This is a genomic window from Rhizobium sp. 05L419, from assembly GCF_056397845.1.
In genome coordinates this window covers 146,773-170,499 of sequence record NZ_JBFTOF010000009.1, presented here as the reverse complement: position 1 = coordinate 170,499, position 23,727 = coordinate 146,773, and the positions used below count along the sequence as shown (strand labels likewise).

Sequence of the window (23,727 nt, the reverse complement as noted above, 5' to 3'; positions counted from 1 at the left end):
GCTTGACCCCTGACTCAACCGGGCCGGCTGAAGCGCTCGCGATAGTCGAGAGGACCGATGCCAAATTGCCGCTGCATGACCCGGCGCAGGTTCTGTTCGTTGCCGAGGCCGACCGCATCCGCGATGGTCTTGAACGGCAGGCTCGTTTCCTCCAGTGCACGGCAGGTCGCCTCGAGGCGCATCATCTCGACTGCCCTGGCGGGTGTCCGCCCGACTTGCGAAGCATACAGCCTAGCGAAGGTGCGAGGGCTTTGCCCTGCCTTTTCGGCGAGCTTCTCCACCCGCAGATCGGCGTGGAGATTGTCGGCCATCCAGGCATTTAGCGCGGTGAAGTCGAAGGTCTTCGCGTCCTTCAGCGAAAAGACCGTGCGGAACTGGTTCTGGCCGCCGGGCCTGGTGACGAACACGACGAGCTGGCGCGCCGTGTCGACCGCAACGCGATGGCCGAGATCGGCTTCGACGAGCGCCAGCGCCAGATCGATGCCTGCGGTAACGCCACCTGACGTCCACAGTCGCCCGTCGTTGACGAATATGCGGTCGGGCTCGAGGTTGATCGCCGGATGCCGCCGAGACAATTCCTCCGATCGCGACCAGTGGGTGGTCGCGCGCCTGCCGTCGAGCAGCCCGGCGTCCCCGAGCAGGAAGGCGCCGGTGCAGACGGAACAAAGCCGACGCACCGCCGGCGCGTTTTCGGCAAGCCAGGTGACGAGCCGGTCGAGGCCGAAGGTGCGAGCGCTCGTGCTCGCAAGGCCACCGGGGACAATCAACGTGTCGATCTCACAGGGCTGCACATCGTCGAGCGCCACGGTTTCGATGACGACCCCGGGAGCGGTCCTGATCGGGCCGCCATATTCGGAAGCTATCACCAGCCGGTATCCCGACGTCGCCTCGCCGTCCCGCAGTCGGCCCGCGGTCTCGAACGCTTGCAACGGCCCGGCGACGTCGATCAGGTTGACGCCGCCATAGGCAATCATGACGACGAGGCGATCAGGCAATTCCTTCTCCGAAAGTTGCACGGCGGGCGCCCTGCCATCTCATCACAAGCAGCAGGCAGACGGCAAGTGGCGGAAGGACGATGAGGTTGAGGATAGACCAGCCGAACCCCTCCAGGACGGCGCCCGACGTCAGGGTTGCGAAGGTCGCCGCCACGTTGCCGAGTAGGCCGGACAGCGCCTGTGTCTTGCCGCGCTCGTTTGCCCGATAGGATTGTGCCAGAAGCGTCGTCCCGCAGACGATCATCAAGTTCCAGCCGACCCCGAGCGCCAGCAGTGCAAGGTGGAATGCCGTAAGCGTCGTCGAACTGGTCGCAATCGCCACACAGCACGCCATCAAGGTGGCACCGGCGCAAAGGATGCGAATGACGCCGAAGCGGGCGACAAGCCGGCCGGCGAACAGGGATGGTGCGAACATGCCGAAGAGATGCCACTGGATGATGCTCGCTCCGTCGTCGATGCTAAAGCCACACGCAACGGCGGCAAGCGGGGAGGCAGTCATGACGATCAACATGGTTGCAGAGGCCGTCATCGTCGTTGCCACCCCGGCGACGAAGATCCGCTGACGCGCAATCTTGTACAGCGGGCGTGCCGGCAGTCCGTCTCCTTTCGACTGAGCGTCGACCATGCCCACATCCCGATAGAATAGCAGGAAAATGAGCGCCGAGAGCACGGCGAGCGCGGCGACCAGAAGGTAGGAACCGGCAAAGACGGTATCGAATGCAATGTCCTTTGCCTTGCTGGCGAGCACCGGGCCGACGATGGCTGCGATGACGCCGCCGGCCAGAACGGTCGAGATGGCTCGGCTCTTATAGTCCTTCGGGACCGAGTCTGCCGCGGCAATAGCAAAGAACTGGGCAAATCCCTGGAAGGCGCCGACGCCTGCGGTGCCAAGGCAGAAGAGCCAGAAATTGCCATGCACGATCGACCAGACCGAAATCAGTCCGCCTGCCGCGCCGCACAGCGCCCCGAGCGTGAAACCGATGCGCCGTCCCAGCCGCTCCATGATGAAGGCGGCAAAAACCGTCACGATGGCGGCGCCGACCGTGATCAGAGCAAAAGGCAGGGTGGCGAGAGCCTTGTCCGGTGCGAGCTGATAGCCCGTAATGCTCGTCAAGGTCAGATCGACGGAGATCGCGCAAACGTAGAGCGCCTGGCAGAGAGCCAGAATTCTGGCGTTGCGCCTTCCCCTGTTCATGTCGGTCATCAAACTCTCCCGATTGCCTGAAGTGGATCGGCGAGATTATCGATGACGTCATTTTTGGCAGCAATGACAAATGTGCATCAAATTCTGCCAAATAGCGCCGCTATGGCTTTCGCTGCATGCGGCAGAAGAAGAAACCGTCCGTGTCGGTCGATGCCGGCGTCAGCATGATCGTCTTGCCATCGGACGAACGGGGGCGCGGGCTATCCTTGCCGAACAGGCTGTCCCAGGCGGGGAGCGCGCTTGCGATCTCGAAGTCCCGATGTTCAGCGGTGAAGCGGCGCACCTGCTCTTCGTTCTCCTGCGGCAGCACCGAGCAGGTGACATAGATCAGCTCGCCACCGGGGCGAACGAAGGCGCTCGCCTGCGTCAACGCGTCCTGCTGCTGCGCGGTGCGCTCATCGAGGTTTCTTTCAGTCAGACGCCATTTCGTATCGGGACGCCGTCGCCATGTGCCGGTACCGGTGCAGGGGGCATCGACCAGAACCTTGTCGCATCGTTCGCTGAGGCTCTTCAAGGCCTTTGCATCGTCGTGAACCTGGACATTGCGCGTGCCGGCGCGTTTCAGCCGCTCGATGATCGGCGCCAATCGCTTGCGATCCGCATCAAAGGCGTGGACCTGGCCCTTGTTGTGCATGGCCGCCGACATGGCGAGCGTCTTGCCGCCGCCGCCGGCGCAATAGTCGAGAACTTGCCCGCCGTCCGTGGGCAGAACCAGATCGGCAACGATCTGCGATCCCTCGTCCTGAACTTCGAACCAGCCTTTTTGGAACGAAAGCTCGGCCGTTACGTTTGGAAGACGCGAGGCACCTTCGCCGGCGGGAATCCGGATACCGTAGCGCGCGATGCTAGCGTGTTGCGCGCCGGCTCTTTCTAGAGCCTTGACGGCCTTTTCGCGGGTGGCCTTCAGGATGTTGGCGCGCAGATCGAGCGTAGGTCGAGCGGCGAGCGCCTGCGCCTCGGCGAGCCACGTGTCGCCGAAGGCCTGTTCGAAGGTGGGCTGAATCCACTCGGGGATGTCTCCCTGAACATGAGCGGGAGCATCGGCCAACTGACGGCCCTGGAATGCGGAAAGGGCGGCCGCCGAAAGCGGGCCTGGCGCAAACTTGTCGTCGATAAGCTCGGTGGCGAGCGTTTCCGGCGTGAAGCCCCATTGCCGGCACATGACGGCATAAGCGATGGCGGATGCGCTTTCGTCGTCCATCAGCCAGGCATGGGACAGGCGCATGCGCAGCGCGTCGTAGACGATATTGCCGATAGCGGCCCGATCGCCGGATCCCGCGAAGCGGTGCGCGAGGCCCCAATCCTTGAGTGCGTCGGCCACCGGCCGTCTGCGGGCGTCGATATCTGCAAGAACCGAAATCGCCCCTTCGAGCCGTCCGCCCAACCGCATTCACACAGCTCCCAATCGCCTGAGGTCAAAATACCGGGTCAAAATACCGGGCTTGTGAACAATCCGCAGGAAGCGCGACAGACGCAGCGGATTGTACACAAGTCGAGAACCGCGTGGTAAACGCGATTGGCGGCAAGAGCAAGCGGCCCATTCGAATGCGGGCGATGGCTTAGCCTATGATTTCGTAGCAGACCTTAGCTGTACCGCTGCTAACCATGCCGATGTTCTGGGCGGCAGCGCGGGAGAGGTCGAGCACGCGTCCGCGAATGAACGGACCACGATCGTTGACGCGAACGACGACGCTGCGGCCGTTGTTGCGGTTGGTAACTTTCAGCTTCGTACCAAATGCCAGTGAACGATGGGCTGCAGTATTGATAGTTGGGTTCATACGTTCCCCAGAGGCAGTTTTGGAGTGAAGTGCGTACCATGAAGCGCCACCACAACCATTTGCAGCGAAACCTTCCATCGGAAGGATGGTAGAACAGGCTGCAATAGTTGCTACGGCGATAATAGAACGGCAGATTTTCTTCAAAACGGATTGTCCCTCAATTGTTGAACTTACGCCTTTGCGGGCGGCGGGGCTTAAATCCGCCGAAAAGTGGCAAAAACGTGCCTCCGAAGATCACGGAATATTACACTATGTAATATTCGTGATGAGCCGACGAATGATTCGAAAAGGTGTCAAGAGGGTGATGAGTGAAAAAAAGATAATGAAATCAAATAGAATTAGAACATTCTTTGTGAGCGTGACTCCTCGCAACCAAGGATCACAAAATTAACGAAAATAATTTTTCGTGATTGCCATAATTGCTGCCGCATTTGGACAAATTCAAAGGCCGTTAACCATAAACCGGAGCTAAATTTAGCTGCACCATAGGGGTAAGTAGGAATTTTCTACCCTTGCATCGTATGCGATCTTGATGGCGCCGAATTGATACTGGCCGATGCAACATTGCAACCACCGGCGGCAGGGACGGTAAAAGTCGAGCCTTTTGGGGAGTGTCATCCGCAAACGAGGACGTCAAAAGCGACGCGCCGACGCTGCCAGCAATTGGACATTGCGGGACTGGCCGCGCGTTTGGCTCAGTCAACTAAGCTCAGCGCGAATTTCGCCCGGCCTTTTTGCAGTCTAGCCCCGCCACCGATCGTTCTCAATCAGCTGCGCGAGTGAGGCGGGGTAGGTCGGAAACGAGAAAGCAAAGCCGGCGGCTTTCAGCTTGGCGTTGGAGACGCGTTTGTTTTCGCCATAGAAGGACCGCGCCATCGGCGTCAGTTCGGCAGTCTCGAACGGCTGCTCTGCCGGCGGCTCGACCCCCATCAGGCGCGCCGCCTCGACGATGACGTCCTGCGGAGGGCCGGGGAGGTCGTCGGTAACGTTATAGATGCCGTCGAGCTGCCGATCCGCGAGAAACCGTGTTGCAGTGCCGATATCCTCGACCCGGATCCGATTGAAGACCTGGTCCGTCTTGATCAGCCGGCGAGCGGTTCCGCGTTGAAGGTTGCAGAAGGCGTTGCGTCCCGGACCGTAAATGCCGGACAGCCGCAGAACGGCTGCCGGTACGCCGAGACCCCGGCCGATCTCCATCCACGCGTCTTCGGCCTCAAGCCTTTCCTTCGAGCGACCGGAGACAGGAACGCACGGCGTTTCCTCGGTGACCCAGCTGCCCCGGTGGTCGCCGTAGACGCCGACGGTGGAGAGATAGCCGATCCATCCGAGCTTCGGCATCATCTCCCGGATGTTCTCGCTGGCGAGCTTGATGAGCGGATCGCCGGCTTCGCGCGGGGCGATCGATTGCACAAGGTGGGTTGCCGATGTCATCGCGGCCAGCACATCCGCCTCTAGAACGTCGCCGTCGAATACGAAGGCATCGATACCCTGCGCCCGCAGCGCCGCCGCCTTGTCCGGCGAGCGGGTTGTGCCGGAAACTCGAAAGCCTTGCGCAAGAAAGGCTTTGGCGATGGCCGTGCCCGAATAGCCGCAGCCGAAAATCACAACATGCATCACGCCGCTCCCGCCAGTCGCCATTCGTCCAGCACGCCGCCGTCCGACTCATTCGATGGCCTTTGTGCCGCAAAGGCCGCGAATTCGCTAGTCTCCAGCAGACGCGAAAGTGCCCACACGGCCATGCCGCGCACCGCCGGCGAGGGATCGAGCGAAAGCTCCCGGCATCGTCCGATAAATCGCCGCTCGCCCGAATTGCCCGCGGCTATCAGGACGTTGCGGACAAAGCGGTCGCGGCCGATGCGTTTGACCGGCGAACCGCTGAAGAAGGTTCGAAAGGCGGCGTCGTCGAGCGTCAGCAGATATTCGATCGAAGGCTCCTTCAAATCGTCGCGGGCCTGCAGCTTCATTTCGGATGCTTCCCGGGCGAACTTGTTCCACGGGCAGGCGGCAAGACAATCGTCGCAACCATAGATGCGGTTGCCAATTAGCGGGCGCAGGCGCGGGTCGATCGAGCCCTTGTGCTCGATGGTGAGGTAGGAAATGCAGCGCCGGGCATCGATCTGGTAGGGCGCCGGAAAGGCGTCCGTCGGACAGGCATCGAGACAGGCGCGGCACGAGCCGCAGTGGTCGGCCTCCGGTTCGTCGATGTTGAGCTCTGCGGTCGTGAACATCGAGCCGAGGAAGAGCCACGAGCCGTGGACGCGGCTGACGAGGTTGGTGTGCTTACCTTGCCAGCCGAGGCCAGCCGCCGCCGCCAGCGGCTTTTCCATCACCGGTGCCGTATCGACGAAGACCTTGACGTCGGCGCCGGCCCGCGCCGCAAAGCGCGTTGCAATTTCCTTCAGCCTGCCCTTGATCACGTCGTGATAGTCTCGGTTGCGCGCGTAAACCGAAATCGCGGCTTTCTCGGGCTTTGCGAGGATGCCGCGCGGATCCTCCTCCGGGCCATAGTTCAGCCCGAAGACGACGATGGATTTCACTTCGCTCCAGAGCGTGCGCGGATCGCCGCGCCGGTCGCGCGTTTCGGCCATCCATTCCATCGTGCCGTGCCGCCCGGCATCGATGAACTCGCCCAACCGGTCCTTGGCCTCCGGTATGGAATCCGCACCGGTGATCCGACAGAGGTCGAAGCCCAGGGCCTGCGCTTCCGCTCGCACGAAGGCGGTCAGTGTGTCGCGGCGTCTCTGCTCCTTGGCCTCTGCGGTTCGTTCGGGCATGGATGGCCCTCGTCAGAAATCCAGATCGGCGTAATGGGAAACCGGCGTGAGGCCGCGCACGCGCTCGGTGAGCAGCGGCCGGAACGACGGGCGCGACTTCAGGCGCTGGTACCAGTCCTTGACCATCGGCGATTCCGACCAGTCGATCTCCCCGAGATAGTCGAGGATCGAAATCGAAGAGGCTGCGGCGAGGTCTGCGTAGCTCATCCGGTCGCCGGCCAGCCACTGGCGCGAACCGGCAAGCCAGGTCAGATACTTCATGTGCTGGCGGATGTTGGCGCGCGCCGTGCGCAGGATCTTCGAGTCGGGGGCACCGCCGCCCTGATCCGCCGTCATCTGCAGCTTGTAGACGCGCTCGCGGGCGAGCGGCTTGGTCACGTCGGTTTCCATCTTCTGCATGAACCATTCCGTCAGCCGACGGATTTCCGCCCGCTGGAAAGGGTCTTCGGCAAGCAGCCGACGGTCGCGCTTCAGCACGCCGTGCGTCTCGTCGAGATATTCGGAAATGACGCTGGCCCCGCAAAGCGCGCGCATGCTGTCATCGACGTAGACGGGCAGCGTGCCGGCCGGGTTGAGCGCCAGAAAATCGCGGCGCTTCTCCCAGGTCTGCTCCTCGATCAGGTCTGCCTGGTAGCCGTATTCCGTCAGGATCAGCCGGACGAAGCGTGATGCGGATGACATGGGGTGGTGATAGAGCGTGGGCATCGATTCTCGGATTTTTGATGGGTGGGCGCATGTTGCAGGAGCGCCTCTACTATAGCGCCCTATTCATGACTCATTGGTTGAAGCTATAGGAGCTTGGCCCCTCCAACACAAGCGAGTCGGGCCGTCCGACATTCGACAAAGGAAATGGACACCGTCTCCCAGCGGCGTCAGCGCAATCCAGGTCCGACCGAACTCTAAACTGGAGACAATTCATGGACTACATAAACTCTATAATTTTGGGCATAATCGAGGGGATTACCGAGTTTCTGCCGATCTCGAGCACTGGCCATCTCATCATTGCGGAGCAATGGCTCGGCCACCGGTCGGATATGTTTAATATCGTTATTCAGGCAGGCGCTATCCTTGCCGTCACCATCATCTACTGGCGTCGCCTGGTGGACCTGGTTCTGGGTTGGCGCGATCCGAAGAACCGTTCCTACGCAGCCAAGCTGATCGCCGCCTTCTTGATCACGGCAGTCCTCGGGCTTCTCGTCAAGAAACTCGGCTTCCAGTTGCCCGAGAATGCGACGCCGATCGCCTGGGCGCTCATCATTGGCGGTATCTGGATGATATTTGCTGAATGGGCCGCTGCGCGCCGGCCACCCCACAAGGAAATCACTTGGCTTGTCGCCATCCTGGTCGGCATCGCCCAGGTGGTTGCCGGCGTTTTTCCCGGGACGTCACGCTCCGGCGCCACGATTTTCGTTGCCATGCTGGCCGGCACGGGCAATCGCGCCGCCGCAACGGAATTCGCCTTCCTCGTCGGCATCCCGACGATGTATGCGGCGAGTGGCTACGAATTGCTGAAGACGTTTAAGGACGGCGGAGCTGCAAACGAGGACTGGACCGGCCTCGGGATCGCTTTCGTCGTGTCGACGATCGTCGCCTTTGTCGCCGTGAAATGGCTGCTATCGTACATCCAGAGCAACCGATTTACGGTGTTTGCCATCTACCGCATCATTCTCGGCGTTATTCTGCTCGGCCTGGCCGCGTCCGGCTTGATCGCCTGAGGCTTTCGCTACGCGTTGCATTCGCGCAGCCCATGCGCGAATGCAGAGATGCGCCTTCGGCAACGAACGCAAGCGGCGCATGCCTGTCTTGAACTGTCACGCTTGAGACGTTCTGCTCGGACTGCTTGTCTTTGGAAAATGAGAACAAAGCCGGGTAGAGTAGAAAGCCGGCACCTCGGCGCCGGTCTTTTCGTCAATGGCTAATGGATCCAGTCTCGCAGGGATCGACACCATAGGCTGGCGAGCATTCGCCCTTGACCGCTGCAACCGAACCGGGAGCAACGAAGGAGCCTGCCAGAATAACCAGCGCCGCACACGCAAACAGAAGCGCGATTGACCTACCCATTGAAGAAAGCCTTTCAAAATCGTTGATTGCGCACGAAGGCGCTGAGTCCGTTGGGGGACGCGCGGGGTGTGTAGTCAGTGGAATGACAAATAGCAATAAATGTTCCGGTTAAATTTGTTGTTAATTCTGCTAAATATTACGTGCTGCTTTTATGCAACGGCCGTGCTCAATGCGTCGGCAAAAAAACACGCGCAACTTGCGCGAATCTGGAAAACTCTTCCACGAAAAACGCCGCCCGCGGAAATCGCGAACGGCGCTGAAACGCAGTTGATGGAATAGATGTCAGGCAGCCTTGCCGGAGCCCGTATACTGGCCGTGCGGGCGATACTGCACGAGGTAGGAGGGAAGCACCGAGCTGACCATCGTCGGCGCGATGCCGAGGCCCTTCAGCGTGCGGCCGTCGGCTTCTGCGTCCTTGGACACGACATTGTCCTTCTTCAGCAGTCGTACCTGGTCGGGCGTGATCGGCGGCGCGACGAACGGCACCAGCGATGCGACGCTGCCGATCAGCGAAGCGAGGCTGAAGGGTATCGAGACGAGGCGGTTGGTGCGGCACGTCACCTTGAGCATGGCCTCCAGACATTCCCGGAAGGTCAGCACTTCCGGGCCGCCCAGTTCGTAGATCTTGCCGCCGGCAACCTTGCCTTCGACGGCCTTCGCGACAGCCTCGGCGACGTCGACGACATAGACCGGCTGGAATTTGGTCTTGCCGCCGCCAACGAGCGGCAGCACGGGGGCGATCCGGGCCATATCGGCAAATTTGTTGAAGAAACCGTCCTCGGGACCGAACACGACCGACGGCCGGTAGATGATTGCGTCTGGCTTGATCGAGAGGATGGCCGCTTCCGCGCGGCCCTTGGTGCGGCCGTAGCCCGAGTCGGACGTCGGATTGGCACCGATCGCCGATAGGTGGACCAGCTTCGCGCCGACGCCGCGAGCGGCTTCAGCAACCGCGCGGCCGCCGAATTCCTGGACGGCCTCGAAGGAGTTGCGGCCGGATTCGAAGAGGATACCGACGCAGTTCACGACGAAATCGGCACCTTCCGCGGCACGGTCGACGGAGTTGCGGTAGCGCAGGTTCGCCTGAACGAAGGAGATCTGGCCGACATTGCCGAGCGGCTGCAGGAAACCTGCGAGATCGGGCCGGCGAACGGCAACCCGGATGCGGTAGCCACGCTTTGCAAGCGCACGAACAACATGCCTGCCGACGAAGCCGGACCCTCCGAACACGGTGACGAGTGGCGGCAGGTTGGCAAGGGTCATGGCAAGCTCCTCGAAAGGCTCAATGAAAGGGGTCTATCTGTGTTCGTCTTAGACCAATCGCGCCGCCGCGAAAAGGGCCATCGCGCCGCAGTTCTCGTGCGTGAACAATCGCCTAGATGCCTTCGACGACGACCATCTCGGCGTCGGCGACTTCCCGGCGGATTTTCGCGGCGATCTGGTATTCCGGCGAATTGTAGCAATCGACGGCGTGCTGCATCGAGGGGAATTCGATGACGACGTTGCGGGCGCGGGCCTTGCCTTCGAGTTCGGTGAGCGCACCGCCGCGGGCGAGGAAGTTTGCGCCGTATTTCTCGAAGGCGGGCTTTGCCGCCGCCACGTAGTCCTTGTAACGCTCGGTGTCGCGAACATCGACGCGCGCGATCCAGTATCCCTTTGCCATCTGAATGCTCCCTGGCTTGTGAATTTATTGAAGTGCGGACGACATTTCCGCAAGGATTGCCCGTGCCGCTTCCCTGGGGTCGTCAGCCTTGACGATGGGGCGGCCGACGACGAGATGGCTGGACCCTGCCTTCAAAGCGGCAGCCGGCGTCATCACGCGCTTCTGGTCGCCCTTGTCGCTGCCGACCGGGCGGATGCCCGGTGTCACCAGCGCCATGTCGGGGCCGATGATCTTACGCACCGCCGAGGACTCTTCCGCAGAACAGACAATGCCGCCCATGCCGGCAAGATGCGCTTGCTCGGCACGGCGCAACACCAGCGTATGCGGATCGTATTCGTAGCCTGCTCCAATAAGGTCCTGCTCGTCCATCGACGTCAGCACCGTGACGCCGAGCAGGCAGAGGTCCGAGCCCCTGGCCGCCTCGACCGCAGCCTTCATCGCCTTTGGGTAGGCGTGCAGCGTCAGCATCGACATGCCCATCTTGACGACGTTTTCGACGCCGGAAGCGACCGTGTTGTCGATATCGAGCAGCTTCATGTCGAGAAAAACCTTCTTGCCGCTCTTGGCGAGGTCCCGGGCAAATTCGAGGCCGCCGGCGAAGGCGAGCTGGTAGCCGATCTTGTAGAAAACGACATCGTCGCCAAGCGTTTCGACCATCGTTTCAGCCTCGCCAAGCGTTGGAACATCCAGTCCGACAATCAGCCGCTCGCGTGCGTCCATGTCACATCCATCCCTGCCACTTTTCGATAGGCGTCCAGTCGCACGATAAGCGCCGATCTGCAAGGCTGAAACAATAGAGATTGCCGCCGCCCGCCGGCTGGTCGCAATCGCGTCCGATCGGGCGGCCCTGGAGGTGGCACTTGAGCAACGTACCGACGCCGCCGTGGCCGACAAAGGCGATCGGCCGGGTGTCGTCGTGCTCGGCAAGAATGCGCTCGACGGCAGAAACGATGCGGCTCTGCGCATCGATTGCCCGCTCCCAGCCTTTGAAGCTATGTTCAGGATGGGCGAAGAACCAGTTGGCTGCATCCTCGAATTCTGGCGGCGGCAGGAAACCGGTCGCGGACCGGTCGTTTTCATGCATGCCTTCGTCGATCTCGACGTCAAGGCCGGCGACAGCTGCTAGAATGTCGGCCGTCTCGATCGCCTTGGTCTCGTCACTCGCAACGATCCGCCGCAATTGACGCGCCCAGACCTTGTCCGCAGCCATGCGTGCGCGCGCAGCGCCGATCTCGGACAAGCCCCACTTTGGAACGGGAATCGCCGGATCGATCTTCACTTGGGGATGGGTGATGTAGAGGCCGAACACGTTCAGCCGCGCCGGTAGATCCACAGCTGTGCGGGCGGAATGTTGCGGACGATGAAGTCGAAATGCTGGATATGGTAGCGGTCCGGCCGCGCGATGATCGGAGACACGGCGCCATAGGAAATCTGCACCACCGGCCGGCCTGCCGGGAGGCGGTCAAGCAGGCTCTCGAGCAGCGCGGTGCGCGCCTGCATCGGGAAGTTCAGCAGCGGAACGGCCGAGATGACGGAATCGAAGGTCTGGCCCTTCAGCGCGCCCAGCGTCTTGTCGAGATCGAACGCGTCGCCGTTGACGAAATGAACGCCCGGGTAAAGCCGCACCAGGTGTTCGTAGAAATCCGTCGAATACTCGATGGCGACCAGCTTTTCCGGCTTGATGCCACGGCCGAGGATCGCCTTGGTGATCGCGCCGGTGCCTGGACCGAGCTCGAGAACCGGCAATCCCGAATGCGGATTGATGACGCTCGCCATCTTCCGGGCGGTGATGGAGGACGTAGGAACGATGGAACCAACTGTCTTCGGACCCTGCATCATTCCCTTGAAGAAGCGGATCTCCTCGTCAAACTTCTTGCCCAGCCGTTCCTTCAGGCGCAACGCCATGCCGTCCTCCTATATGCAACAAACAGCCCAGCACTTAATTGCAGGCAGTGGAACGAAACACAAGACCAAACGTCGCAATTGACAAAGTTTGCGAGGCAAATGCGACGCGCTTATACGCGCATCGGCATCAGTACGTAGAGCGCATCATCACCGGCCGTATCGCGGATCAACGTCGGCGAGCCGGCGTCGGCGAGAAGGAAGATCGCCTGGTCGCCGGAGAGCTGGGCCGTAATGTCGAGCAGATACTTGGCGTTGAAGCCTATCTCCATGGCATCGGTGTCGTAGCCGACCGCGACTTCTTCCGTTGCGCTGCCCGAATCCGGATTGTTGACCGTGAGCAGCAACTGACCGTCTGAGAGCGCCAGCTTCACGGCACGGCCGCGTTCGGAGGAGATCGTCGAAACGCGGTCGACGGCCTGGGCGAATGTCGTGCAATCGACGCGCATTTCCTTGTCGTTGCCGGTCGGGATGACACGTTGGTAATCCGGAAAGGTGCCGTCGATCAGCTTCGAGGTCATGACGATCGAGCCGATGCTGAGGCGTATCTTGGCATCGGAGACTTCGACCGTGACCATTGCGTCCGGGCTGTCGACCAGCTTCTGCAGTTCGCCGACCGTCTTGCGCGGGATGATGATGCCGGGCATGCCTTCCGACCCCGAAGGTGCCTTGACGTCGGCGCGGGCGAGGCGGTGGCCGTCCGTCGCAACGGCGCGCAGCTTGAGGTCGCCTTCGCTTTCGATCGTGTGGAAGAAGATGCCGTTGAGATAGTAGCGGGTTTCTTCAGTCGAGATCGCGAACTGGGTACGATCGATCAGCATCTTCAGATCCGTCGCCTTCAGTTTGAACGTATGGCTGAAGGTGCCGGCGGTCAGATCGGGGAAATCGGATTCCGGCAGGCATTGCAGCGAGAATTTCGAGCGGCCGGATTGGACGGTCATCGAGCCGCCGTCGCTGCTTGTCGCCAGGAGGACTTCCGAGCCGTCGGCCAGCTTGCGCACGATGTCGTAAAGAAGATGGGCGGGAACGGTCGTGGCACCTGCCTGCTCGACATTAGCCGGCGTTGCCTCGGTGACCTCGAGATCGAGGTCGGTCGCCTTCATATCGAGGTTCTGGCCCTCGGCCCGCAGCAGGATGTTGGACAGGATCGGGATCGTGTTACGGCGTTCGACCACGCGGTGGACGTGGTTCAGCGACTTCAAAAGGTTTGACCGCTCAATAGTAATACGCATGGGATGCTACCGCTTTCGACCGTTACTGCCCCAGGCGCGCACCGCGCGCCCGAAGAATGCCTTTGCCCAAACTTGGGACCGGAGGAGTGGACGGGCAAAATGGCAGAATTTTGCGGATGATTGCAAGAGGCGCGAACGGGGTCGCCTGCGCAATTGCCGTTTTCCCCGCGAATGCTCACAGAAATCGGGGCTCTTGCCCAAGCACGAGCCCTCGCCCATAAAGGCCGGAAGCCAGAAAGGGCAAAGATATCTTGAGCAACGATGAAGTGACAACGGAGAGCGGCAGGCAGCGCAGCTTTCGCCTGCATAACATGAGCATCCCTGCACGCCCGCTGGAGCAGGCGCTGTATCTCGTCGCAACGCCGATCGGGAATCTCGGCGATATCACCCTGCGTGCGCTTGAGACGCTGGCCGGTGCCGATGTGCTTGCCTGCGAAGACACACGCGTCACCCGCGTTCTGCTCGACCGCTACGGCATCCAGAACCGCCCCTATGCCTATCATGAGCACAACGCCGATGAAGTCGGCCCGCGCTTGCTGCAGGCGCTGGAGGCAGGCAAGTCCGTTGCCCTCGTCTCCGATGCCGGCACGCCGCTCGTCTCCGATCCCGGCTATCGGCTGGCCCAGAGCGCCATCGAGGCGGGGTATCGCGTCGTTCCCATTCCCGGCGCCTCCGCGCCGCTTGCCGCCCTGGTCGGCTCCGGGCTGCCCAACGATGCCTTCCTCTTTGCCGGCTTCCTGCCGACCAAGGACAAGGCGCGCCGCGACCGGTTGGCGGAATTTGCGGCAGCCCCCGCGACGCTGATGTTTTTTGAATCCCCGCACCGTATCGCCGCCGCGCTTGTTGCCGCTGCCGACGTGCTCGGCGGCGACCGCCTGGCGTCAGTCTGCCGTGAACTGACCAAAACCTTTGAGGAGTTCCGGCGTGGCACGCTCGCCGAGCTGTCGGCTCACTATGCCGAGGTCGGCAACGTCAAGGGCGAGATCGTCCTCGTCATCGGCCCTCCGCCGGAGAGGCCGGTGGAGCAGGCGGATGTCGACGCGATCCTGTCGGATCTCTCGAGGACCCTGCCGACGGCCAAGGCCGCTGCAGAGGCGGCGCGCCTGACCGGGCTGCCGCGAAAGGAACTCTACCAGCGTCTGCTCGACATGAAGAGCAGCGATGGCTGACAGGGGCGACGCCAGCCATCGCAGCAAGGCGCTCCGTCGGGGCCAGGTTTCCGAATATCTGGCTGTCGTCTTCCCGATGCCGAAGGGCTATCGCATCGTCGCCCTGGATATCGTACCAGGCTCGGCGAGATCGATATCATTGCACGCAAGGGCAACGTCGCTGTTTTCGTCGAGGTGAAGGCGCACCGCGACGAAACGACCGCCATCCACGCCGTGTCGCATACAGCACAGAATCGCATCAGGGCAGCCAGCGATCTGTGGCTGGCACGTCAACGTTATTACGCTTTGCTTTCGCAGCGTTACGATATCGTCGCCATCATTCCGGGGCTCTTGCCGCGGTATTTTCCGAACGTATTTTGATGATGTTTGCAATCGCGTGCAAAAAGGTAGCGCTGTAACACTCATGTCATAAAAGCATCAAGGGGTCGTCACAGAAGGCCTCTATTGCACTCCTCACCCCAACAACTGGTGGAGAGGGATTAGCCATGTTCAAGAAAATTTCGATGGCCGCCATGGCCGTAAGCTTTTCGGCCTCGTCGTCGTTTGCCGCGACCAATATCACCTGGTGGCACGGCATGGGCGGCCGCAACGGTGAAGTCATCAATGAAGTCTCGCAAAAGTTCAACGCTTCACAGTCGGCCTGCACTCTGACGCCGGTCAGCAAGGGCACCTACGAAGAAGCCCTCGCCGCAGGCATTGCCGCCTTCCGTTCGGGCGAACAGCCAAACATCCTGCAGGTCTTCGATGCAGGCGCTGCTACCATCATCAACGCCAAGGGCGCGGTCATTCCGGCCGAAGACCTGATCAACCAGGCCGGCTACAAGTTCGACCGCGAAGCCTTCATTCCGGGCGTTCGCAACCTCTACGCCGCCGCGGACGGCAAGTTCGTCGGCATGCCCTTCAACTCTTCCGCTCCGATCATGTACACCAATCCGGACGCGCTGAAGAAGGCTGGCGTCGAAGCGCCGAAGACCTGGGAAGAGTTCGAGGCGATCGCGCCGAAGCTCAAGGAAGCCGGCTTCATTCCGCTAGTCCAGTCGCAGCTGACCTGGGAGTTCACCGAGAACTTCTTCTCGCGCAACAATATCCAGTTCGCCACCAACAATAACGGCTATGACAGCGTGGTCGACACCAAGCTCAAGGTCACCGACCCGAACCTCATCATGATGTTCGACAAGCTGAAGTCCTGGTCTGACGAAGGCTACTTCAAGTACTACGGCGCCGGCTGGAGCGACAACCAGAAGCCCTTCGAAGAAAACAAGGTCGCTCTCTGGATCGGTTCGTCCGGTTCGTTCGGTGGTCTGAAGAAGACGGCGACGATGCCGTTCTCGGCAACCTTCCTTCCCTACTGGGGTTCGATCAAGGGCGCCGGCACCAACACCTTCATCGGCGGTGCTGCCCTCTTCGCAATGTCCGGCAAGTCTGCCGAACAAAACAAGTGCGTCGCGGATTTCTTCCAGTTCCTGACCTCGCCTGAGATTCAGAAGTTCTACCACCAGGCAACCGGCTACGTCGCCATCACCGAAGCGGCTTACCAGCTCGCCAAGAAGGAAGGCTACTACGAGAAGGAGCCGGTGGCTGAAGTCGGCATCCAGCAGCTGAAGTTGCAGGGGGGCGAATGGTCCAGGGGCTATCGCCTCGGCTTCTACCCGCAGATCCGCGAAATCATGGAGCGCGAATACGGCCGCATCTTCGCGGGCGAGACCTCCGTCAAGGATGCCTTCGACACGATCGAGAAGGAAGGCAACCAGCTTCTCGAGCGCTTTGCCAAGACCGCCGGCTGATCCCGCCAATCGCTGAAAACATCGGTTCCGGGGACGCGCGCCGTCTCCGGAACTGTTTTGCAAAGGTCCCGCCATGAAGCGCGTGCAGTTTTCGTCGCCAACGCTGCCATACCTCTTTCTGCTGCCGCAGATGGCGGTGATATTTATTTTCTTCTACTGGCCGTCGGTGCAGGCGGTGAAGTCCTCGTTTTTTCTGGAAGATCCCTTCGGCTTCGGCTCCAGCTTCGTCGGCTTCGACAACTATACGAGCGTTCTCGAAAGCGCCGAATATCACAGCATTGCCGGTTTCACGGCGATCTTCACGGCATTGGTGACATTCTTCGCGCTCTCCATCGGCCTTCTGCTCGCGATCAAGGCCGACGCCGTCATCCGCGGCAACTCAACCTACAAGACCCTGTTGATCTCGATCTATGCAATCGCCCCGCCGGTTGCCGGCCTGATCGGCATGATGTTCTTCGACCAGCACATCGGCCCCGTCGTCCGCTTCGCAGCCCTGTTCGGCTGGGACATGAAGGTGGGCCTCAATTACTACGACACTGCCTTTGCCATGGTCGTCGTCTCGGTCTGGAAACAGATCCCTTACAATTTCATCTTCTTCCTCTCCGGTCTGCAGGGCATCCCGGTTTCGGTGCGCGAGGCCGCGGCACTCGATTGCCGCTCCGGTTTCCGCCGGTTCTGGACCGTCATCCTGCCGCTGCTGGCGCCCACCGCCTTCTTCCTGCTGGTGATCAACGTCACCTATTCCTTGTTCGACACCTTCGGCATCGTCGACGTCATGGTGAAGGACAAGGCCGCCAACAACCCGATCACGCTGGTCTACAAGGTCTACATGGATGGCTTCCGCGGCAACGATCTCGGCGGCTCGTCGGCCCAGTCTGTCATCCTGATGATCGTCGTCTTCGTGCTCACCGTCTTCCAGTTCCGCTTCCTTGAGCGGCGCGTTCACTATAATTGAGGAGCGCGGGATGTACCGTCTCAAGATATTCGATCACGTCGTTCTGCTGCTGGGCGTCTTCATCATGGTAGCGCCTGTGGTCGTCGCCTTCATGACGTCCACGCACGAAGCTGCCGAAATCCACCGCGAGGGCCTGACGCTGACGTGGGGCAACCATTTCACCGAAACCTATGGCGCGGTCTTGAGCCGCCAGGGCGGTTTCACCGGTCAGGTCACCGGCGCCCGCATGCTGATGAATTCGCTGATCCTCGGCATCGGCTTTGCTGTCGGCAAGATCGTCCTGTCGATGCTTGCGGCCTACGCGATCGTCTATTTCCGGTTCCGCATGGCGACGTTGTTCTTCTGGATGATCTTCACCACACTGCTGCTGCCGCTCGAGGTCCGCATCCTTCCGTCCTACGAAGTCATGCACCAATTGCACCTGATCAACACCTACAGCGGCATGATCGTGCCGTTGCTGGCGTCTGCGACCGGCACTTTCTATTTCAGGCAGTTCTTCAAATCGATCCCGGACGAGCTGCTGGAAGCCGCCCGCATCGATGGCGCCGGTCCTGTCAAGTTTTTCATTGACGTCATCGTGCCGCTTTCGCGCACGATGGTGGCGGCGATCTTCATCATCATGTTCGTCTATGGCTGGAACCAGTATCTCTGGCCGATGCTGATGACCAATGACGAGAGCTTCTACACGCTCGTGCGCGGCATCAAGCAGATCCTGCTCGTTTGGGTGGGCGCGCAGATTCCCGATTACAACGAAGCCTTCGCCATCGCGATCCTCGCGATGCTGCCGCCTGTCATCATCGTCGTGGTGTTTCAGCGCTGGTTCATCAAAGGCCTCACCGAAAGCGACAAGTAAAGGAACGTCCGATGGCGGCTATCGAAATCAATCAGGTCTCCAAGATCTACACTGGAGACGTCCATGCCGTGAAGTCCGTCGATATCGACATCAGGGACGGGGAGTTCATCGTCCTCGTCGGCCCCTCCGGCTGCGGGAAATCGACCCTGCTGCGTATGGTCGCCGGCCTGGAGGAGATATCCAGGGGAGAGGTCAAGATCGGCAACCGCGTGGTCAATAGGGTCGATCCCGCCGAGCGCGACATCGCCATGGTCTTCCAGAACTACGCGCTCTACCCGCACATGACGGTCTACGACAACCTCGCTTACGGCCTGCGCAACAGGAAGACGCCGAAGGCCGAGATCGATGTGCGTGTCGCCGAAGCCGCCCGCATGCTGCAGCTCGAGCCCTATCTCGACCGCAAGCCGAGGGCGCTCTCCGGCGGCCAGCGCCAGCGCGTCGCGATGGGACGTGCCATTGTCCGCAAGCCGGCCGCGTTCCTTTTCGATGAACCGCTATCGAATCTCGACGCCAAGTTGCGCGTCTCGATGCGCGGCGAGATCAAGCGCCTGCAGCGTCGGCTCGGAACCACGTCGATCTACGTCACGCACGACCAGCTGGAGGCCATGACGCTGGCCGATCGCCTCGTTGTTCTGAACGGCGGAGAAATCGAGCAGATCGGCGCGCCGCTCGAAGTCTACCACACGCCGGCCTCCACCTTCGTCGCGAGCTTCATCGGCTCGCCGGCCATGAGCCTGCTGAAGGGCGAGCTGCACGGCGATAAGCTGGCGCTCGGTCCAAGCCTGATCGATTTGGCGGGACATGCACCGACCTCGGGTACGGTGACGGTCGGCATACGCGGCGAGGATCTTCGTACGGCCGCCCCTTCGGAGCATGCGCTTCCGCTAACAGTCGACTATATCGAGGAACTCGGTTCGCAGCGCCTGGTCCATGGCCTTCTCGGCGACCAGCCGCTGACCGCGGTTGTCTCGTCGGAAGCGGCGCTTTCCTCGGAGTTGCGCCTCTTCATTGCGCCGGAGAAACTGCATTTCTTCGCCCACGACACCGGCAAGCGGATCGGCGGCGTCACGGGAAATCGGAGCGCGCAGGCTCCCGTGCACGAGGCCGTGCGATAGAGCAGGGGACACTATCGTTAAACTTCTAGCAAACGTCTGAACCGCTCCGTTACGACTCTCTGCTATCCCGACGCGATAGGGGTAGAGAGAACAGGGGGTTATCATGGCTTTGAAGCTGATGCTTGCAAGCGCGATAGCGATGGCTGCGCGGACCGTGCCTTACGCGGTCACGCCGCCGCGCGGCAAGTCGTTCGTTGCGCATTCGAGCGATCATCTTCCGATGAGGTCGACGCCGATCAACCCGGACTGGATCGTCAGCGGCGATCCGCAGGCGCGCACGGCCGAACACTCCCGTGGCCATGACGATGCAGCACTCACCGCACTATGGGATTGCACCGCTGGTGAATTCCGCTGGTTTTTCGGGTGGGACGAAACCGTGATGATCCTGGACGGCGATGTTCACATCACCGCTGAAGACGGAACCGAATGCATGCTGCGTGCCGGCGATGTTGCCTTCTTTGCGGGCGGCACCTGGGCAAGCTGGCGGGTGGACAATTACGTCCGCAAGGTGGCCTTCCTGCGTAAGCCTTTTCCGAAGCCCGTGGCACTGGCTTATCGCCTGCGGAACCTCCTTCGCAGCGGCGGTCAGCAGGGTTTGGCGGCCTGAAGAATCCGCGCTTTTGACAGCCGGAAGCCATTGATTGGCCGTTGCGCTCACGCGCGTCGCGGCCTACATCTGTCCGGCAATAGCTAAGGGACGGAAATGGCCAAGATCAAGAACGTAGCGGTCCAGATGGACCATGTCGCCGGCATCAACATTGCAGGCGATTCCACCTTCGCCATGAGCCTCGAGGCACAAAGCCGGGGTTATAAGCTTTACCACTACACGCCCGAGCGGCTGAGTTTCCGCGAAGGAAATCTCTACGCAACCGTCGAGCCGATGATCCTGCGCGACGTCAAGGGCGATCATTTCGAACTCGGCGCGCCCGAGCGCCTGGACCTGTCCACGATGGACGTTATCCTGCTGCGCCAGGACCCGCCCTTCGACATGGCTTACATCACCTCCACCCACCTTTTGGAGCGCATCCATCCGAAGACGCTGGTGGTGAACGATCCCGCCTGGGTGCGCAACTCGCCGGAGAAGATCTTCGTCACCGAGTTCGCCGATCTGATGCCGAAGACACTGATCACTAGGGACGCGGCGGAAATCCGCCGTTTCCGCGACGAGATGGGCGACATCATCCTGAAGCCGCTCTACGGCAACGGCGGCGCCGGCGTCTTCCATTCGACCAAGGACGATCGCAATCTCTCCTCGCTGCTGGAAATGTTCGGCCAGCTTTTCCGCGAGCCCTTCATCGCCCAGCAATACCTGCCTGATGTCCGCAAGGGCGACAAGCGCATCCTGCTGGTCGACGGCGAGCCGGTCGGCGCGATCAATCGCGTGCCTGCCGAGCACGACAGCCGCTCCAACATGCACGTCGGCGGTCGCGCCGAAGCGACGGAGCTGACCGCGCGCGAGAAGGAAATCTGTGCGCGCATCGGCCCGGCGCTGAAGGAGCGCGGTTTCCTGCTGGTCGGGATCGACGTGATCGGCGACTACATGACGGAAATCAACGTCACCTCGCCGACCGGCATCCGCGAAGTTCGCAAGTTCGGCGGCGCCGATATCGCGAGCCTCCTGTGGGATGCGATCGAACGCAAGCGCGCCTAATCCGACCCTTCCCGTTTCCGTTCCTCTGCAACTCGCTGCAACCCCTTTGCAGCGAGTACACACATTCGTTCCCTTATTGTTCTTGTTTGATTCTTTTTTCTATGCAGGATTGCAATCGGTGACGCCGGTTGGTCGCCAATTTTGGTGTAAAAGGTTGCGACACAGGGGATTTCGGCATCGTCGCACGTGTAAGCACGGCTGCATTTCAGGGCGTCGAAGGTCTGCCGGTCGAGGTTATGGTGGCCCCGGGCAAGGTCGTCGCCCAGATCGTCGGGCTTCCCGACAAGGCGGCTGCGGAAAGCCGCGAGCGCGTGCACGCGGCGCTGCATGCCTCGGGGCTGGCGCTGCCGGCCAAGAGGATCACCGTCAATCTGGCTCCTGCTGATCTGCTTCGAATGGACAACCTACGGAAGCTCACATCTAGACGCCGATTTCGGCCTTGTCGCAGTCAGTGGCGCCGAAGCGCCACCGGAAACGCAAGCAGACGGAGACGGTTCAGTTGCCAAGGCCTTCGAACAGCGCCGTCGAAAGATAGCGCTCGGCGAAGGACGGGATGATGACGACGATGTTCTTGCCGGCATTTTCCTCGCGGATGCCGACCTTGATGGCCGCGGCGAGGGCTGCGCCGGAAGAGATGCCGACCGGCACACCTTCGAGTTTCGCCACGTGGCGCGCCGTCTCAAGGGCTTCGGCGCTGTTGACGGTAACGATCTCGTCGTAGATATGCGTGTCGAGGATTGCGGGCGCGAAGCCGGCACCGATACCCTGAATCTTGTGTGGTCCAGGCTGGCCCCCGGAAAGAATTGGCGATTCCTCTGGCTCGACGGCGATGACCTTGATGCTTGGCTTCTTCGACTTGAGCACTTGGCCGGCGCCCGTGATCGTGCCCCCGGTGCCAATGCCGGAGACGAGAATGTCGACCGTGCCCTCGGTGTCGTTCCAGATTTCCTCGGCCGTCGTCTTGCGATGGATCTCGGGGTTGGCGGGGTTCTCGAACTGTTGCGGGATCACGGCGTCGGGCAGGGTGGCGGCCAGTTCTTCGGCCTTGGCGATCGCGCCCTTCATACCTTTCGGCCCCTCGGTCAGAACCAGCTCGGCGCCGAGCAGCGCCAGCATCTTGCGGCGTTCGATCGACATGGTCTCCGGCATGGTGAGGATCAGCTTGTAGCCCTTGGCGGCTGCTGCGAAGGCGAGCGCGATGCCTGTGTTGCCCGATGTCGGCTCGATGAGTGTMGTCTTGCCGGGGGAGATCCTGCCCTGCGCTTCCAGCGATTCGATCATCGCGACGCCGATGCGGTCCTTGACGGAGGCGATCGGGTTGAAGAACTCGAGCTTGGCCAGCAGGTTCGCCTTGACGCCTTTTTCCCTGGCCAGCTTGTCGAGCCGGACGATCGGCGTGTCGCCGATCGTCTCTGTAATCGAGGAATAGATGCGGCCGCGGCCTGGTTTCTTCGACATTATGCTCTCCCTTGATGAAATGTGGGGAGACAATAGGGTCAAAGCCTTATGGAAACCAGAGTGGCTTCATCCACGAAACCGCGGCTTCAGAGAAAAAACCCTTTTGAAACCGGAGTTTGCCGGATGATTTTTTCAAGCCGCCCGTGTCGCGATGAAGGCTGCCGTGCCGGCCAGAATGCTGGCGGCAACACGGTTGAGCGCCTGCAGCGCACGCGGCTGCTTCAGCAGCATGCGGGCGCGGGAGGCGAGCATCATGTAGGGCACGAGCACGACCAGAAGGACGACGAAGGTCGTGGCCAGAAGGATCCCGTATTCGCGAAGCCCGATGCTGTTGATATCGATCAGAGTCGGCACCAGCGCCACGTAGAATAGCATGGTCTTTGGATTGCCGAGCGTCACCAGCAGGCCGGACAAGAAGCTCATGCTGATATTGCTGGATTTCCTCGCCGCGATGTCCTGCGGCAGCAGCCCGGCCGTCCATAGCTTGTAGGCGATGTAGCCGAGATAGAGGGCACCAGCGATCTTGATGATAATGAAGACTTCGGTGAAGGTCTGGGCCACGAAGGCCAGCCCGAGAATGACGGCCGTCAGGTAGGTCATGTCGCCGAGCACGAGCCCGAGGCCCATGAAGAAAGTCTCGCGGAAATTCGAGCCGAGCGCACGGGCGACGATCGCCGTGATGCCAGGCCCCGGAATGGCGGCTGCGATGAACAGCGCCGCTGCATAGGCAAAGAGAGCGGTGAACGACATTGGGGCCTCCGGGTATTGGCCGGTTTCTACGCCGCCCGCCTCTGCGTTTCAAGATCCGCGTTTCAAGAGATGTGTCTGCAGTGCTCTGCCGGCACGAGTTCGGACCGCAACAGCTATTGACGCCAACGTTCTCGGTTCTACTTCAGGAGGCGATGGCAGGCGCGTCGACGATATCCCGACTGTCCTGATCGAGTTCTAGCGAGCCTAGCAGGACTGGGCTGCGCTCATCAAGGAGAATGGGAAACCGGGAGCCGAACGCCACTCTGTGACCGAAGCCGGGAAACGGCATCAAGGTCACGAATTGGAGAATGGTTCGAGAACCGAAGGACACCTTTGTCCTGCGGATTGGAAGACTCTGCCGATCGGCGCCAATGCCGGTCAAA

General features: G+C 61.1%; 23 protein-coding genes and 2 pseudogenes. 10 read left to right on the top strand and 15 right to left on the bottom strand.

Annotated features, from left to right (window positions below; translation table 11 throughout):
• Window positions 1-14 precede the first annotated feature (14 nt).
• From AC1DMK_RS14570 to AC1DMK_RS14540, 7 genes are all read right to left on the bottom strand, one after another.
• On the bottom strand, window positions 15-995 hold the full coding sequence (locus AC1DMK_RS14570; RefSeq protein WP_477859862.1) for a GlxA family transcriptional regulator: 981 nt from the start codon (window positions 993-995) through the stop codon (window positions 15-17).
• A complete protein-coding gene (locus AC1DMK_RS14565) occupies window positions 988-2,199 on the bottom strand; it encodes an MFS transporter (RefSeq protein ID WP_037065525.1) in 1,212 nt (403 codons plus the stop codon). Before AC1DMK_RS14565 ends, AC1DMK_RS14570 begins: the two co-directional genes overlap by 8 nt.
• Window positions 2,200-2,299: 100 nt before the next feature.
• Window positions 2,300-3,589: an RsmB/NOP family class I SAM-dependent RNA methyltransferase gene (locus AC1DMK_RS14560; RefSeq protein WP_477859859.1), complete on the bottom strand. Its 1,290-nt coding sequence runs from the start codon at window positions 3,587-3,589 to the stop codon at window positions 2,300-2,302.
• Between the two features lie 169 nt (window positions 3,590-3,758).
• A complete protein-coding gene (locus AC1DMK_RS14555) occupies window positions 3,759-4,121 on the bottom strand; it encodes a septal ring lytic transglycosylase RlpA family protein (protein WP_037065529.1) in 363 nt (120 codons plus the stop codon).
• A gap of 597 nt (window positions 4,122-4,718) precedes the next feature.
• Window positions 4,719-5,591, bottom strand: coding sequence for an SDR family oxidoreductase (locus AC1DMK_RS14550; RefSeq protein WP_477859857.1), 873 nt, complete (start codon window positions 5,589-5,591; stop codon window positions 4,719-4,721).
• Window positions 5,591-6,751 (bottom strand): tRNA epoxyqueuosine(34) reductase QueG, encoded by a 1,161-nt coding sequence (gene queG, locus AC1DMK_RS14545; protein WP_477859855.1) that lies wholly within the window; start codon window positions 6,749-6,751, stop codon window positions 5,591-5,593. Before queG ends, AC1DMK_RS14550 begins: the two co-directional genes overlap by 1 nt.
• 12 nt (window positions 6,752-6,763) lie before the next feature.
• Complete coding sequence (locus AC1DMK_RS14540; RefSeq protein WP_037065534.1) at window positions 6,764-7,456, bottom strand: glutathione S-transferase family protein; 693 nt, start codon at window positions 7,454-7,456, stop codon at window positions 6,764-6,766.
• A 212-nt stretch (window positions 7,457-7,668) separates the two neighbouring features.
• Here AC1DMK_RS14540 and AC1DMK_RS14535 point away from each other — a divergent pair, with 212 nt between their 5' ends.
• On the top strand, window positions 7,669-8,466 hold the full coding sequence (locus AC1DMK_RS14535) for an undecaprenyl-diphosphate phosphatase (RefSeq protein WP_477859852.1): 798 nt from the start codon (window positions 7,669-7,671) through the stop codon (window positions 8,464-8,466).
• Window positions 8,467-9,094: 628 nt separating this feature from the next.
• Here the strand turns inward: AC1DMK_RS14535 and AC1DMK_RS14530 are convergent.
• The 6 genes from AC1DMK_RS14530 to dnaN form a co-directional block, all read right to left on the bottom strand.
• Window positions 9,095-10,075 carry a complex I NDUFA9 subunit family protein gene (locus AC1DMK_RS14530; RefSeq protein WP_037065538.1) on the bottom strand — a complete coding sequence of 327 codons (981 nt, stop codon included), beginning with the start codon at window positions 10,073-10,075 and terminating at the stop codon, window positions 9,095-9,097.
• Window positions 10,076-10,187: 112 nt separating this feature from the next.
• On the bottom strand, window positions 10,188-10,475 hold the full coding sequence (locus tag AC1DMK_RS14525; RefSeq protein WP_477859850.1) for a DUF1330 domain-containing protein: 288 nt from the start codon (window positions 10,473-10,475) through the stop codon (window positions 10,188-10,190).
• 24 nt (window positions 10,476-10,499) lie between these two features.
• Window positions 10,500-11,195, bottom strand: coding sequence for an orotidine-5'-phosphate decarboxylase (gene pyrF, locus AC1DMK_RS14520; RefSeq protein WP_037065542.1), 696 nt, complete (start codon window positions 11,193-11,195; stop codon window positions 10,500-10,502).
• A gap of 1 nt (window position 11,196) precedes the next feature.
• Window positions 11,197-11,784, bottom strand: a complete 588-nt coding sequence (locus tag AC1DMK_RS14515) for a histidine phosphatase family protein (RefSeq protein ID WP_477859904.1) — start codon at window positions 11,782-11,784, stop codon at window positions 11,197-11,199.
• Between the two features lie 2 nt (window positions 11,785-11,786).
• Window positions 11,787-12,380: a phospholipid N-methyltransferase PmtA gene (gene pmtA, locus AC1DMK_RS14510; protein WP_037065543.1), complete on the bottom strand. Its 594-nt coding sequence runs from the start codon at window positions 12,378-12,380 to the stop codon at window positions 11,787-11,789.
• A 110-nt stretch (window positions 12,381-12,490) separates the two neighbouring features.
• On the bottom strand, window positions 12,491-13,609 hold the full coding sequence (gene dnaN, locus AC1DMK_RS14505) for a DNA polymerase III subunit beta (RefSeq protein ID WP_037065546.1): 1,119 nt from the start codon (window positions 13,607-13,609) through the stop codon (window positions 12,491-12,493).
• Window positions 13,610-13,920: 311 nt separating this feature from the next.
• Here dnaN and rsmI point away from each other — a divergent pair, with 311 nt between their 5' ends.
• From rsmI to AC1DMK_RS14460, 9 genes and pseudogenes are all read left to right on the top strand, one after another.
• The gene (gene rsmI / locus AC1DMK_RS14500; protein WP_477859902.1) at window positions 13,921-14,778 is read left to right on the top strand and encodes a 16S rRNA (cytidine(1402)-2'-O)-methyltransferase; all 858 of its coding nucleotides are present in this window, start codon (window positions 13,921-13,923) and stop codon (window positions 14,776-14,778) included.
• Window positions 14,771-15,138: pseudogene (locus AC1DMK_RS14495) on the top strand (YraN family protein). Before rsmI ends, AC1DMK_RS14495 begins: the two are co-directional and overlap by 8 nt.
• Before the next feature lie 125 nt (window positions 15,139-15,263).
• Window positions 15,264-16,562: an extracellular solute-binding protein gene (locus tag AC1DMK_RS14490; RefSeq protein WP_477859847.1), complete on the top strand. Its 1,299-nt coding sequence runs from the start codon at window positions 15,264-15,266 to the stop codon at window positions 16,560-16,562.
• 73 nt (window positions 16,563-16,635) lie between these two features.
• Window positions 16,636-17,517: an ABC transporter permease subunit gene (locus AC1DMK_RS14485; protein ID WP_037065552.1), complete on the top strand. Its 882-nt coding sequence runs from the start codon at window positions 16,636-16,638 to the stop codon at window positions 17,515-17,517.
• A gap of 10 nt (window positions 17,518-17,527) precedes the next feature.
• Window positions 17,528-18,370: a sn-glycerol-3-phosphate ABC transporter permease UgpE gene (gene ugpE / locus AC1DMK_RS14480; RefSeq protein ID WP_037065554.1), complete on the top strand. Its 843-nt coding sequence runs from the start codon at window positions 17,528-17,530 to the stop codon at window positions 18,368-18,370.
• Window positions 18,371-18,381: 11 nt separating this feature from the next.
• On the top strand, window positions 18,382-19,485 hold the full coding sequence (locus AC1DMK_RS14475) for an ABC transporter ATP-binding protein (RefSeq protein ID WP_477859844.1): 1,104 nt from the start codon (window positions 18,382-18,384) through the stop codon (window positions 19,483-19,485).
• A 103-nt stretch (window positions 19,486-19,588) separates the two neighbouring features.
• Window positions 19,589-20,092 carry a cupin domain-containing protein gene (locus tag AC1DMK_RS14470; RefSeq protein WP_477859842.1) on the top strand — a complete coding sequence of 168 codons (504 nt, stop codon included), beginning with the start codon at window positions 19,589-19,591 and terminating at the stop codon, window positions 20,090-20,092.
• Between the two features lie 96 nt (window positions 20,093-20,188).
• Window positions 20,189-21,136 carry a glutathione synthase gene (gene gshB, locus AC1DMK_RS14465; protein WP_037065560.1) on the top strand — a complete coding sequence of 316 codons (948 nt, stop codon included), beginning with the start codon at window positions 20,189-20,191 and terminating at the stop codon, window positions 21,134-21,136.
• A gap of 176 nt (window positions 21,137-21,312) precedes the next feature.
• Window positions 21,313-21,525 (top strand): annotated as a pseudogene (locus AC1DMK_RS14460) (magnesium chelatase domain-containing protein); the annotation flags it as partial.
• A gap of 106 nt (window positions 21,526-21,631) precedes the next feature.
• Here the strand turns inward: AC1DMK_RS14460 and cysK are convergent.
• Together cysK and AC1DMK_RS14450 are read right to left on the bottom strand one after the other, a co-directional pair.
• On the bottom strand, window positions 21,632-22,594 hold the full coding sequence (gene cysK, locus AC1DMK_RS14455; RefSeq protein ID WP_037065562.1) for a cysteine synthase A: 963 nt from the start codon (window positions 22,592-22,594) through the stop codon (window positions 21,632-21,634).
• Window positions 22,595-22,726: 132 nt separating this feature from the next.
• Window positions 22,727-23,344 carry a LysE family translocator gene (locus AC1DMK_RS14450; RefSeq protein WP_477859839.1) on the bottom strand — a complete coding sequence of 206 codons (618 nt, stop codon included), beginning with the start codon at window positions 23,342-23,344 and terminating at the stop codon, window positions 22,727-22,729.
• Window positions 23,345-23,727: the final 383 nt, after the last annotated feature.

Excerpts from the sequence above, each read along its gene's own strand:
- AC1DMK_RS14450 (WP_477859839.1), bottom strand. The coding sequence starts at position 23,344 with ATGTCGTTCACCGCTCTCTTTGCCTATGCAGCGGCGCTGTTCATCGCA.
- AC1DMK_RS14490 (WP_477859847.1), top strand. The coding sequence starts at position 15,264 with ATGTTCAAGAAAATTTCGATGGCCGCCATGGCCGTAAGCTTTTCGGCC.
- AC1DMK_RS14550 (WP_477859857.1), bottom strand. The coding sequence starts at position 5,591 with ATGCATGTTGTGATTTTCGGCTGCGGCTATTCGGGCACGGCCATCGCC.
- AC1DMK_RS14565 (WP_037065525.1), bottom strand. The coding sequence starts at position 2,199 with ATGACCGACATGAACAGGGGAAGGCGCAACGCCAGAATTCTGGCTCTC.
- AC1DMK_RS14470 (WP_477859842.1), top strand. The coding sequence starts at position 19,589 with ATGGCTTTGAAGCTGATGCTTGCAAGCGCGATAGCGATGGCTGCGCGG.
- AC1DMK_RS14525 (WP_477859850.1), bottom strand. The coding sequence starts at position 10,475 with ATGGCAAAGGGATACTGGATCGCGCGCGTCGATGTTCGCGACACCGAG.
- AC1DMK_RS14535 (WP_477859852.1), top strand. The coding sequence starts at position 7,669 with ATGGACTACATAAACTCTATAATTTTGGGCATAATCGAGGGGATTACC.
- AC1DMK_RS14530 (WP_037065538.1), bottom strand. The coding sequence starts at position 10,075 with ATGACCCTTGCCAACCTGCCGCCACTCGTCACCGTGTTCGGAGGGTCC.
- AC1DMK_RS14560 (WP_477859859.1), bottom strand. The coding sequence starts at position 3,589 with ATGCGGTTGGGCGGACGGCTCGAAGGGGCGATTTCGGTTCTTGCAGAT.
- rsmI (WP_477859902.1), top strand. The coding sequence starts at position 13,921 with ATGAGCATCCCTGCACGCCCGCTGGAGCAGGCGCTGTATCTCGTCGCA.
- AC1DMK_RS14475 (WP_477859844.1), top strand. The coding sequence starts at position 18,382 with ATGGCGGCTATCGAAATCAATCAGGTCTCCAAGATCTACACTGGAGAC.
- pmtA (WP_037065543.1), bottom strand. The coding sequence starts at position 12,380 with ATGGCGTTGCGCCTGAAGGAACGGCTGGGCAAGAAGTTTGACGAGGAG.
- pyrF (WP_037065542.1), bottom strand. The coding sequence starts at position 11,195 with ATGGACGCACGCGAGCGGCTGATTGTCGGACTGGATGTTCCAACGCTT.
- AC1DMK_RS14485 (WP_037065552.1), top strand. The coding sequence starts at position 16,636 with ATGAAGCGCGTGCAGTTTTCGTCGCCAACGCTGCCATACCTCTTTCTG.
- ugpE (WP_037065554.1), top strand. The coding sequence starts at position 17,528 with ATGTACCGTCTCAAGATATTCGATCACGTCGTTCTGCTGCTGGGCGTC.
- AC1DMK_RS14540 (WP_037065534.1), bottom strand. The coding sequence starts at position 7,456 with ATGCCCACGCTCTATCACCACCCCATGTCATCCGCATCACGCTTCGTC.
- queG (WP_477859855.1), bottom strand. The coding sequence starts at position 6,751 with ATGCCCGAACGAACCGCAGAGGCCAAGGAGCAGAGACGCCGCGACACA.
- gshB (WP_037065560.1), top strand. The coding sequence starts at position 20,189 with ATGGCCAAGATCAAGAACGTAGCGGTCCAGATGGACCATGTCGCCGGC.
- dnaN (WP_037065546.1), bottom strand. The coding sequence starts at position 13,609 with ATGCGTATTACTATTGAGCGGTCAAACCTTTTGAAGTCGCTGAACCAC.